The 12,195-nt window shown below is 41.3% G+C and carries 11 protein-coding genes; 4 read left to right on the top strand and 7 right to left on the bottom strand.

Annotation, left to right across the window (positions count from 1 at the left end):
• Positions 1–226 precede the first annotated feature (226 nt).
• The 6 genes from L4D09_RS25100 to L4D09_RS25075 form a co-directional block, all read right to left on the bottom strand.
• Positions 227–1,108 (bottom strand): NAD(P)-dependent oxidoreductase, encoded by an 882-nt coding sequence (locus tag L4D09_RS25100; protein WP_428460281.1) that lies wholly within the window; start codon positions 1,106–1,108, stop codon positions 227–229.
• A gap of 331 nt (positions 1,109–1,439) precedes the next feature.
• Positions 1,440–3,518 (bottom strand): DUF4962 domain-containing protein, encoded by a 2,079-nt coding sequence (locus L4D09_RS25095; protein WP_428460280.1) that lies wholly within the window; start codon positions 3,516–3,518, stop codon positions 1,440–1,442.
• A 402-nt stretch (positions 3,519–3,920) separates the two neighbouring features.
• Positions 3,921–4,199 carry a hypothetical protein gene (locus L4D09_RS25090; protein WP_428460279.1) on the bottom strand — a complete coding sequence of 93 codons (279 nt, stop codon included), beginning with the start codon at positions 4,197–4,199 and terminating at the stop codon, positions 3,921–3,923.
• Between the two features lie 286 nt (positions 4,200–4,485).
• Positions 4,486–4,935: a dCMP deaminase family protein gene (locus tag L4D09_RS25085; RefSeq protein WP_428460278.1), complete on the bottom strand. Its 450-nt coding sequence runs from the start codon at positions 4,933–4,935 to the stop codon at positions 4,486–4,488.
• Positions 4,936–5,035: 100 nt separating this feature from the next.
• Positions 5,036–6,223, bottom strand: coding sequence for an MFS transporter (locus L4D09_RS25080; RefSeq protein WP_428460277.1), 1,188 nt, complete (start codon positions 6,221–6,223; stop codon positions 5,036–5,038).
• Between the two features lie 92 nt (positions 6,224–6,315).
• Positions 6,316–6,774 carry a cytochrome c gene (locus L4D09_RS25075; RefSeq protein ID WP_428460276.1) on the bottom strand — a complete coding sequence of 153 codons (459 nt, stop codon included), beginning with the start codon at positions 6,772–6,774 and terminating at the stop codon, positions 6,316–6,318.
• 138 nt (positions 6,775–6,912) lie between these two features.
• Between L4D09_RS25075 and L4D09_RS25070 the strand changes: the two genes are divergently transcribed.
• The 4 genes from L4D09_RS25070 (at position 6,913) to L4D09_RS25055 (ending at position 9,271) form a co-directional block, all read left to right on the top strand.
• Positions 6,913–7,533, top strand: coding sequence for a cytochrome b/b6 domain-containing protein (locus L4D09_RS25070; protein WP_428460275.1), 621 nt, complete (start codon positions 6,913–6,915; stop codon positions 7,531–7,533).
• A 25-nt stretch (positions 7,534–7,558) separates the two neighbouring features.
• Entirely contained in the window at positions 7,559–7,987 is a 429-nt protein-coding gene (locus tag L4D09_RS25065) for a MarR family winged helix-turn-helix transcriptional regulator (protein ID WP_428460274.1), read from the top strand.
• 121 nt (positions 7,988–8,108) lie between these two features.
• Positions 8,109–8,786, top strand: coding sequence for a type 1 glutamine amidotransferase domain-containing protein (locus L4D09_RS25060; RefSeq protein ID WP_428460273.1), 678 nt, complete (start codon positions 8,109–8,111; stop codon positions 8,784–8,786).
• Positions 8,787–8,830: 44 nt separating this feature from the next.
• Positions 8,831–9,271 carry a VOC family protein gene (locus L4D09_RS25055; protein WP_428460272.1) on the top strand — a complete coding sequence of 147 codons (441 nt, stop codon included), beginning with the start codon at positions 8,831–8,833 and terminating at the stop codon, positions 9,269–9,271.
• Between the two features lie 220 nt (positions 9,272–9,491).
• Here L4D09_RS25055 and L4D09_RS25050 read toward each other — a convergent pair whose 3' ends face one another.
• A complete protein-coding gene (locus L4D09_RS25050; protein WP_428460271.1) occupies positions 9,492–12,017 on the bottom strand; it encodes a LamG-like jellyroll fold domain-containing protein in 2,526 nt (841 codons plus the stop codon).
• Positions 12,018–12,195: the final 178 nt, after the last annotated feature.

The raw sequence follows: 12,195 nt of genomic DNA, 5'->3' as shown, positions 1-12,195 counted from the left end.
ACTACAGCTCAAAAAAGAGGTCACCATCAGTAGTTGTCATAATTTACGTTTTATTATTAGGTGCGCGAGGGAAAATATTAGGAAAGTAAGAATAGAATAATTCGAATTAAAGGAGACCTAAATACTTAGGAATAATTCATTAGCTCAAGGATTGATAGTGCAATAAAAAACCTCACTACAGTAGCGCTGTATTATCAGCGAAACACCGTAGCGAGGTTTTATCGAATTACTTCTCGAGTTTAGTGAAGTAGTCGAAGATTACTGGTACATCGTTTTGGCCTAGGCCTGCATCAACTGCAGCTTGTAGGCTCTTAGAAGTACCTTCAGCGATTAGAGACTCAGTACCTAAGTCTTTAACTAGCTCTAGGAAGTAGCCAAGGTCTTTGTTTGCGTTAGCAACAGAGAAGCCTAATTTCTCTTCGCCGTCTACTGCGTAGAACTTACAGAATTGCATGAACGGAGAGTTAGAAGGACCCGCTGACATGATGTCAAACAGTTGTTGACCGTCAACACCTGCAAGCTTAGCAACAGCAAAAGCTTGAGACATAGTAGCAACAGTCGTCATACCCATGAAGTTGTTAACAAGCTTAGTAACGTGACCTGAACCTAGTTTACCTAGGAAAAATACGTTTTCGCCTTGATCTTCTAGTAGAGGTTTAACTTTCTCGAAAGTAGCTTCGTCACCAGCAGCCATGATGTTTAGAAGACCATCTTTAGCATGTGCAGGTGTACGACCAAGAGGAGCATCGATCATACCAGCGCCTTTTTCAGCTAGAGCAGCACCGATTTTGATAGTCGAAGCAGGGATAGATGTACCGAAGTCAATTAAAGTAGAACCTTCTTTAATACCCGCTAGAACACCGTCTTCGCCGTAAACAATCTTTTCAACAACAGCTGAAGTTGTAAGGCAAAACTCAACAACATCAGAAGCCGCAGCTAATTCTTTTGCAGAAGTGAATTGAGTTGCGTTACCACGAGCAAGTACAACATCAACTGCATCTTGGTTAAGATCCATTACGTTTACTTGGTAGCCACGTGTTTGTAGGTTCTCAACCATGTTGCCGCCCATAAGACCAAGGCCAATAAAACCGATAACAGGCTTTGTCATGTCTAACTCCTAAAATACTATTGTATGATTATATGAGCTAATGATATATGTTTGTTCTCATTTTTGCAATTGCAGAATGACTTAAAATATCACTAGATCTGAATTAATTAATAAGCAATTTGAAAGAAGGCCCAAGGAACATCCAGAAACAATAGCTAAAACAGTATAACTACCTATTAAATATAGATGGGGTCTTCATCAGTGTTGCAAGTAACTTCACTAAGTTTGTTTGCTCTTACGAGCAGTAAATGGTCATAACAAAGGGCTCTAGGGCAAATCACCTAGAGCAATCTTTTTAACCAATAAAAGGCTTACTAACCGACCAATGTGATTACAGTTTGATAGTTACCGTTTCGCCGTCAACAGTAAGAAGAAGCGTGTTACCTTCAATTTTGTGCGACACTTCAACTCGCTCGCCTTGGTTCTTATTCGGAACAAGAAGCGTTAGGATGTTGTGCTCTTTTGCAGCTTTGAATTCCACTTCAACGTGACGGTGGATCTCTAGGTCTTTGAACTCGTACTCGTCAACTTCTCCGAAGCCTTCAACGTTCTTAACAGAAAGAATGTTATCAGACGCTTCATTAATGAAGTTCACGTCTAGGTGCGCGATTTCACCACGGATAGTGAATGATTTCTCAGCCACTTCATTAGCGAAAGTCGTGTGCATTAGCCAAGTCATGTCTTTCTCTTCAGAAAGCGTGGCCTTGTCTTGCATAACGAATACTTTGCCTTGAACGAACCAAATCTTACGCTTGTATTCTTCGAGCTCAGGTACGAAGTACTTGTAAGAAGCCGTTGCATCACCTTCAACCATCTTCACATCAGATTCTGTGTCGTAGTCAGAAATGTTGCCACCAGCTTCGATACAGTAGCTATCTTGGTGACCTTCGAATTTCGTGTTCTTGTTCTCGCCGTACTGACCTTTGCCACCGAATAGAGGCAGGTTTTTAGAGAACGTTTGACGACGCCATTTAGTGTGCATGTCAACACCGAAACCACCATAGTAGCCAGTGATAGCCGCTAGTGTTTCGCCGAATGCGTGCAGAGTGAACGCATTTTGGTCACCGTGAGAGTGGCTGATAGAGCCAAACGGAGAACACTTGAATACCATGTGGATATGGTTATCGCGTTCAGTCATCTTGTTATGGAATGCAGCCCAACCCGTGATTGGGAATACTTTTAGCAACGGATCGTTTGACGGTGCTTTCTCTTCGGGTGCATCCCAAAGGATGTTGAAGCGAAGATCGTCGTAACCAAAATCCCACCAACCGAAGTTGTAGAATTTAGTGTGTGCTTCAGTATCACGGCCTTTAAGTTGGTTATAATACCAAACGTACTCCGGCTTTTGGTTAACACCCGCATAGTGCTTGATGTTGTAAGCCAGTTTTAGGCCTGGATAATCACCGATAGATGACTGGTCACAAAAGCTCGCGCGCTTAGAGTGAACAGGCATACAGTAAAGAGGGAAATCTCCGGTGTTTTCGTAGAATGTTTTATTGAACATGTCTACACCAGCGTAAGCTTTAAGCAGATCGAAAGCTTCGCCTAGGAATGCAGTTTGTGTATTCCAGTAATCAGGACCTTCAGCCCAACCGCCGTCTACACCACCCCATGGTGGGTAATGTACTGCGTAGTACTCTAATGCGTACGCGATGTACTCACCCGCTTTCGGGTGATCGTGATAAAGCGCGATACACGTTGGGATAATTGCAGAAGAGATTGAACGTACACCATGACTATTTAGTGGGTTGTTCAGTAGATCAACCGTTACTTTCAGGTGGTGCATGATTTCGTCGAGACGAACAACAAGCGCTTCACGTACGATTTCACGCTCACCTTCAGTGAAGTAAGCGTGTAGCCAGTCATAACCCCAAGCCATTGCAGCGATTACACGGAATGCTGCTTCATCGTTATAACCACGAGACGTTACGCCGTCGGGATCGTAAGTCGCTAGCTGTAACGTCCAAGCTTTCGCTTTAGCGATAAGTTCTTTGTCTTCTTTTACGATTCCCGCAATAGCTAGGTTACGCGTAGCGTTAAGTGCCATTTGGCAATCAACGTACATTTGACGCCAATAAGGACGCCATAGTGACGCTTTACCAACGGTTTCTTCAGGGTAAGCTTGTGGCTCTTCAAACGGTGCTGTGTCTAAGAACTTAGCCGTTGATTTATTGAAGAAATCATCGAACATGCAATGGGATTCATCTGCCTGAACTTTTGTACGGAATTCTGCTAGATCTTTACCTTGAACAAGAAGACGTGGACGTGCTTCAGAAAGGTTGTCTAAGAAAGAAAGATCGAAGTCCCTTTTTTGAACTTCAATAGGTAGCAGGTCAACTAAGTTACCCGCTGATGTATCATTTTCAAGCTTCATCTTTCTGATAGCATCAAGCGCTTTGTCGTTGCTCATACGAACTCTCTATATAAGTCTGTTAAACGGATTAAACTCACCAATTGAGCCTATTGTAATACAATATGGTCAGCCATTCACGTCTTTGAGAGTTACTTTCACCTTTTTGTGATCTATCTCTCGAATGATCATAAGTACATTCGAGTAAGCGTAGTCGAATTCGAATACTTACAACTTTAATAGTGTGATTAGCGTAGCTTCAATTAAGGAGCTTTTTTAACAATTCACCGTCTCGCATTATGCATATTGACTGTAATCACTTTGAATTAATTAAATCATATAATTGAATAACTTAGCTTTATAAAAATGAAAGTATGTGTGGGTAACACTGTTCTTTCTAACGCYAACCAACAAAAAAGGCCCCCATGCTGGCGGCCTTCTAGAGTTCATTTTTTTCGATGCTTAATTCGCTGTTTTGTAATGGTATTCAAAAACAGATTCACTATTATCATTAAGCTGACTGTTAACTTGATGCCCTGCAGCCATCGATTTATCACCGGATGTTTTAAGTTGCATATCGAGAATACTCATCTCAACGTTATTTGGTTGAGTGAGAACATGTGAAGCGGCGGCTGACTTATCACCAGCTGTGGAAAGGTGATTATCCATCACGCTATTAGCCATTGCTGATGTTGAAAGAAGAAGTAGTAAACCAATATTTATGATAGCTAGTTTTTTCATTATAAATCTCATTCTAATTCTGTAGAGGAAAAGCTTTAACTGCCAGCCCTCACTAAACAATTTGTTGTCATTAAAAAGCAGCTTTCTAAATACGCTTAACTGGTATAAATGCCCTTCAACCTATGGAACAAATAGTAACAACCTGAATGAAAATGAGTGTCTACCTATGTAAATCAGTGAAAAAGAACTTCGTGATAGAGTAAAGAGTCAGTGAGCACCTATCGTTTTATAACAAATACAAAAAAGGCTTACCCTTAGGTAAGCCCTTTTGACAGAAAATAGCTGCTTATTTTTCTTTTAGTGCATCAAGCGGTAACCAATTAACCGTTACCCCTGACTGGGTAAACATGTCTTGGCTCACTTTAATTTTATCACCCCAACGAGATAGAAAGTCTTCTGTTTGTTCTGGGCAATGTACCGTTGATATACCGGTTTGAATAATTTTTGCCGCGCAATTAGGGCACGGAAAATGCGTAACCCAAATATCACAGTCAGCCAGATCACGCTTAGCAAACAAAATTGCATTCTCTTCAGCATGAAGCGTTTTAAGCAACTTCATTTCGCGATCATCGATGTCAGCACTATCAGAAATGCCATGTGGGTAGCCATTAAAGCCAACAGAGACAATACGGTTACCTTTGGTGATTACCGCACCAACCTGTGTTGATGGGTCTTTACTCCAAGAACCGACCAATTCGGCCATTTGGAAAAAGCGCACAGCCCATTTTGAAATCATGTTCTTTACCTTTTCTTATTGATAATGACTATTTTGCAGAACTTCATTACATTGCTCAAGCATGATTACAAAAGATTATGTAATGATTTCACAACAATAGTTACCGCCACGCTAATACGCGGACTTCATTACCTTCTTCTGGTTTCTCTGGAATGTTTAATGACAGCAATAGCGATACACCAGCCATTGCTGCGCCAACCAAAAACACAGTTGCAGGAGACGACAGCCATAGCAAGCCAAACGTCACTGGTATCACAACTGCAGCGATATGGTTAATGGTAAATGACACCCCTGCAGTTGAAGCCATGTCGGCGGGATCTGCAATTTTTTGTAAGTATGTTTTCATTGCTAACGCCAAGGCAAAGAACAGGTGATCGATAACATACAGTGCCGCTGCATATTCAGCTTGCTCAACAAAAGCATAACCAACAAATACGCCGACTAAACCAATGTATTCAAATGTTAGTGCTTTTCGTTCACCAACGCGACCGATAAAGCGGCCAATTTTTTTGGCAAAAAGCCAATTGAATAGATAGTTAATTAAAAACAGCAACGTGATATCAGCCGCTGAATAACCAAACTTTTCGACCATTAAGAAACCCGCGAAAACCACAAATATTTGACGTCGGGCACCGCTCATAAATGTAAGCGCGTAATATAGCCAATAGCGCTTTCTTAATACTAACTTCTTTGTTTGAACGGTTTCACTTTTAAACTGCGGAAAGGCCAAAGCAATAAACAGTAAAAGCACAAACGCGGCAGCTCCAGTAATCAAATATACCCATTTAAACGCGAGATTAAGCTGCTCTAACAATACCCACATAACCCCATAGGTACAAAGTGACGCTAATGCACCAACAGAGATTAGCTTACCCAGTATTTCAGGGGCTTCATCTTTATTTAGCCACTGTAAAGATAGCGATTGTTTCAAGGTTTCAAAGTAATGGAACCCTGTCGACATCAATAATGTCGTCATTAACAGGCCCCAAACAGAAGGAAAAAAGCCTGTTATTGCAACACCAAGAGTCAACATTGCCAGCGACAACAACATGAATCGCTGTTCGCGTATAAACAACAAAACAAACACCGCAGTAAATGCAAGAAACCCCGGAATTTCTCTCACACTTTGTAGTAAGCCTATATCGGCTCCTGTAAAGGCTGCTTCTTCTATTACAAAGTTATTCAACAATGCCTGCCAACTCGAAAAAGCTATCGGTACGATTATCGATATAATAATGAGAAAGTTTTGTGGCGTACGCCACTCATCAGACCTTAACTTGCTGAACATGGGAAAACCCTAAAGATTATAAGTACCCATACTTTAACGGATATTTACAAAATACTTAACATTGAAATGATTAAATAATCAAGTTCATGTTTTTACCACAATGAACGGTATTGACGGTGACAAGCACGACACGTTGACTCTGCTTGCTTTAGTCCACGCTGAGCTAATACTGGATCTTGATTTTCCGTTGCCTCGTTCAGCAACACAAACCCTTGTGCCATATCATCTAGCATGCGGTCAAACTGACTTTTATCCTGCCAAACTTTTTCTTTCGACTTACTACCTTTACTGCTTCCTTCAGGGAACAAATGTACTAAATTCGTTGAATTCTTTTCTAAGTTACCAGCTATCTCTGATGTAAGAGACCAATCAACATTACCCGCCTTAAGTTCACGACTTATTTGCTTGGATCCTTGCTCAATGGCACGGAACGCCGCTTGTCGCTCTGCAATTGCAGTCTCCGATGAAACTGGATCCGCAGAAGCCGCTGTAATTTTTGCACCACAAGCTATAACTAAAGTCATTACTGTCAAGAATCTTACATTTCGCATTTCTATTTCCTCTATGTAGTTATGTCACCCTCACAAGGTGACGAAACTAATTTACATCACAACTGTTGCAACTGCAACAGTTGCGATGTAAATTAGTCCCACATTAAAAGTGAATACAAGCAACGAGGCATAAACAACATGAAAATCTGGGATCTTCCAACACGCCTATATCACTGGCTACAAGCTATATTATTTATCGGATTAACATTTTCTGGGTTCACTGGTAATGGGCCGCATGAGCTCTTAGGACTTGGCTTATTTTGCTTAATAGCCTGGCGTATTGGCTGGGGACTTATCGGTAGCGATACAAGTCGATTCAAACAATTTATTTATTCGCCACAAGCCGTTGTTAAGTATTTTAAAGGTCGCCACCCGGCAACAGTTGGCCATAACCCAGCAGGTGGCTGGATGGTAGTTTTAATGCTCACGGGACTGCTTATACAGTGCCTAACAGGGTTAATGCTCGCTGGTTTCTTTGACTCCTTGCCTATTCTAAGCACAGCTTTAACTGATAACGCATTTATGATTGCTGGCACTTTACATGGCCTATTTGCTCGTTTGCTGCCTGTACTGATATTGCTTCATCTCGCAGCCATCATCCTATACAAGCTAAAGAAAAAGCCCTTAGTCTGGGCAATGATTTCCGGGAAGCAGAAACTCACGCTAGCTCAGCAGCTTTCATTTGCATCAAACCGTAAAGCATTGATGCTGTTTGTTGCCTCACTATCAGTTACAATGACAATAGTTGCCTACTCTTAAATCATTTCAAACAGGCTAAACCACAATGAGTGAAAAATTTGAGCGTCAATCCAGCTTCGGATGGATGATAAATGTTGTCGCTAACCGCACAGCAAAGCAGTTAGATACCGAATTAAAAAAGCACGGATTAACCATCGCCCTGTGGCCAACCATGATGTGCTTGTGGGAAGAAGAAGGTGTGACTCAAACCGAGATCTCCCAGAAATCTAAAGTGGAAAACTCTACGACCACCCGTACCCTAGATAAACTTGAAAAGATGGGACTAGTAGAGCGTCAGGACGACCCTAACAGTCGCCGTTCTTTTCGGATTTACTTAACCGATGCAGGTCGATCACTTAAAGATGAGCTGTTACCGATACCTACAGCGATAAATAAAGAAATGCTTGGTTTGCTTGATGCCAATGAACAAAAAGAAATGATACGCCTACTACAAAAAATGATGGTGGCAATGTAACTGTTCATATCCATGCCGATAACGACGTTCTTTATCGGCATAGCTTCCCTACCGTTAACCGCTCTCTTTTTGATAACTTATACTATGCTTTCGCTGTAATTCTAACCTTAAAGGTTTCATTATGGTAAAGGCACTCATCGTTCTTACTAGCCGCTCCGCAATGGGAAGTACAGGAACACAAACAGGTTTTTGGCTTTCAGAACTCACGCATCCTTACTACGCACTGGTTGATCGCGGGATCTCTGTCGATATAGTTTCAATCATGGGCGGTGAAGCCCCAGTTGATCCTAAAAGCTGGGACGAGGAAGACGTAAGCAACGCCCGCTTTCTTGCTACACCAGAACTTGTCGAGCAGTTAAAAAACAGCGCTTTACTTTCAGATACGACCCCTTTGGATTACCAAGCCATTATATTCGCAGGTGGTCACGGCACCATGTGGGACTTCCCTGACAATGAACATGTTCAACGTGCAGCGATCAGTATTTATCAGCAAAATGGTATCGTTGCCGCTATTTGTCATGGTCCTGCCGCTTTAGTAAACATGCGCCATACCAATGGCGATCACCTTATAGCCAATAAAAAAGTCACTGGGTTTACCAATCAAGAGGAAGAAGCCATAGGCTTAACGGGCGTTGTCCCGTTTTTATTGGAAGACCAACTAAAAGCGGAAAATGCGCAATTTATTGCAGCCGAGGCATGGTCTAAAAATGTGGTGGTTGACGGTAACTTAGTAACCGGACAAAACCCACAATCCGCTTCAGGCGTAGGTGATGCCGTTGCTGAATTACTGTTAGAATAGTCGCCACAACAATAAACCCAAGTGACTAAGACATAGGAAGAACAATGGAATTTTTACACACAATGGTACGTGTGCACGATCTGGATGCATCACTCGACTTTTACTGCAACAGGCTAGGATTAGTTGAAACAAGCCGTAAAGAGAGCGAAAAAGGACGTTTTACCTTAGTTTTCCTTGCCGCTCCTGGTGATGAGGCGCACGCGCACGCGAACAGTGCCCCATTAATTGAATTAACCTATAACTGGGATACTGAAGAATACACTGGTGGACGTAACTTTGGTCACCTCGCCTTCCGCGTTGATAACATTTACGACCTATGTGCCCATCTGCAAGCAAGCGGTGTCACTATCAACCGTCCACCACGCGACGGACATATGGCGTTTGTTCGCTCTCCTGATGGTATTTCTATTGAACTATTACAAAGAGGTGAAGCTCTTGCACCAGCTGAACCTTGGGCCTCGATGGAAAATACAGGTAAGTGGTAGTCACTAGCTTTTATTAAAAATAAAAGAGCGAATAATGGTAGGCTGATAAACTATGGGGGCAGGTTATTCAATTAATTACAAACTTTATTGTAATGTTAACCATGACCTATTTAACCTAAGAAGGGTTTTCTAGCTCAATAGATTCCTCTGTCTCCCTAGGTGCCACTAGACTAACATCAAAAAAAGAAGTGCCAGAAACTCTGGCACTAAGCTTTAAAATTTAAGGCGCATGATACTTATCTTCTACCCTGATGTAATCAATAACGATTTGGCCATCAACTATATTCGATGTTGAATTACCGATAATAAGAGCATCAAAGTATCCTTCTTTTGAAGCTATATTCTTGTCTATGATCTCACCATTTAGCCACATTCTGGCAGCTTTGAGGTATGGATCAAAAGCAATTCTGWCAACATTAAACTCCGATGACAAATCTGCTGGATATTCGATAGAAGCACCGTTATTGCTATCCAACCCAATTCCGTTAGCTCCAATGAAAAAGCGCTCATCAAAAGTTTCGCTTCTAGGGATTAATTGCCAAACCGACGGGCGAGTACCTTCATCAGTAACTTGTACCCTAAATTCGATAGTCCACCCATTCGTTTCTGATGGCATTGCATTATGTTGAAGCCACCTTTGTGACGCGCTTGACGTATTCGTCATTTCTAGGAGGCCACCACTTAGTAACTTAGAAATTTCGTTGGCTCCGTCATTTTCGAACCCAAGGTCTGTTAATAACTTATCTCCTTCGATTTCCAAGAAACTAAAATTTTCAGAGGCTAAGTTATCCCTATCAAAATCATCTTCTAACGAAGGCATTGACTCCCAAAGCGATTCATTGATTTTAAATGTTGTGATAGCGGCACCATGATCGGCTGGATGAAAAACAGGATGCGATTCATCAAGAAGACAACCAGCATCGACAGCTGTTAATTGGTCGCCCTTCGCAAAGATCATATCGATTCTAGCTTGCCCCGGGTTTGCTTTAAAAACAGGAGTCCAAGTTTTACAAGGAACCTCTTTAGCTGAAGGGTGAACATATCTCAATGTATCAACATATTGATAGTTTTCGAAAGCTAGCGTTGTAGGCCAGTTTACTTGCCCTCGATTGTAATAATTTGTCTCTTCAGTGAAGTCTAAGTGCGAGGCAGTATTAAGGTCTCCAGCAATAATTACAGGACGTAAATTATCATCACTTAACGCTGAGATGGTGTCCAAAAAGCCAGTCATCGTATTTGCTCTGGGCATATCCATTTCAATTAAATCATCGTTAGAATATGCCGGATTCGCAGAAATATTTGCACCATCATTACTTGATGTAAGCCAAACAGCATAAGTATCCAACTGCTTATTATCAGGAAGAGAAAGCCTAGCACCACAGATATTGAAGTTACAATCTCCCAATGACCTTATTATTGGATAACGGCTAAGAATTGAAAGGTTTCCGTTTTCTGAGTCGGTTAACATATGGAAACCTAACTTATCCGCTAGCTCTTTTTGGTATCCGTATGATTCGACCATTAGTAACAAATCTGTATTAGATTCTATTATTTGTTCATATAGATATTCAGGCCCCATTAAAGGGTCAGCGTCAGCTGCTGCGTGCCAAATATTATAAGTCATAACATTTAATTTATCAGGCAGGCCTAAGTCACGCTTTTCGGTAGTAGTGAAGTTCCAAACAGGTCCCTTAGTACTTGTACTACCGTCAAAAGTATCGACGCGCCAGAAATACTGTGTACTAGGCTGTAAAAGTCCTATGTTGTAATTTTTTTCTAGCGTTTTCCACTCAATGAATGCGTTATCCATATCTCTACTTTCAGAAACTGATACTGTATATTCAACTTCATTATTGCGAAATTCACTCCCAAGCTTCCAAGACAGCGTTGTATTATCAAACTCAACATTTTCAATCGTATGTGAAGGCGTCGGAGAGCCAGGGGCTAACGTTACTTTACGAGCACCAGAAAATTCTCCGTAGAGAGCATTAATGTATTCCTGCTTAAGCACGCCTCTGTATACTTTGATATTATCCAGTTGCATATTTGCAGATGCAACTTGTTCGTGGTTTCCAGTTAGTGATGCACCGAAAGATAATTGATTCGAAGCTGAGTTGATCGCGTCACCACTTGCTGCGAGTACACCATCCAAATAAATCTTAGTAAACTCCCTATCGCCAGTTAAGACTACGTGAACCCACTTCCCCTCCCTAATAACATCAGTTGTTAGAATCTTTTGTGGCTCATCATCACCCTCAGTAGAGGATCCATGCCATTTTCGCCATAACTCAAATTCACCGTTAGGGTTTAAAGTTAAAAAAGGCTCCCTAGAGCGACCATTAAAGTGACCTCCATCCAAAATATTCGCATACTCTCCGGTTTGAGACTCATCTAACTTAATCCAAAACGAAACAGTTCGTTGTTCAACTAAGTTAAGGTTATCAATACGTACTTGCTCCATCTCAGAAAGCTCAATAACTTCGCCTTGGTCTGTGGACAATAAGTTACTTTGACTGTAACTTATTTTTGCAGGGTATTTACTTCCCGTATTAGTCGGGTTTATTTTTTCACCAAACTCTTTATTTTGAAAATCCACAGCAACTAACAAAGTCGCATCGCTGACATCTTCTAAAGCGTACTCGCTATCATAGATGGGGCGATCAGAATCCTTTATATAGTGATACTCGGTATTACATGCAGAAAGGCTTAATGCGATTGCAGTGCAAACAATGGTTTTTTTAATCATCTCTAATTACTACTTCTTAGTTGGTATAGTCCAGAAAAGAGTAAAATAGAAAGGTTAATTTTTTCATCAATTTAGATTAAAAAAACATTTAGTATTAATGACAGATAAGGATATGTGCCAAGCGCTAAGATTTCAAAGTACTTTTTATACGAATTAACCAAGTTAGGGTGCGTACTCT

It is taken from the genome of Photobacterium makurazakiensis, from assembly GCF_050336715.1.
In the GTDB taxonomy this organism is placed as follows: Bacteria; Pseudomonadota; Gammaproteobacteria; order Enterobacterales; family Vibrionaceae; genus Photobacterium; species Photobacterium makurazakiensis.
This window is presented reverse-complemented; position numbering and strand designations above follow the sequence as displayed.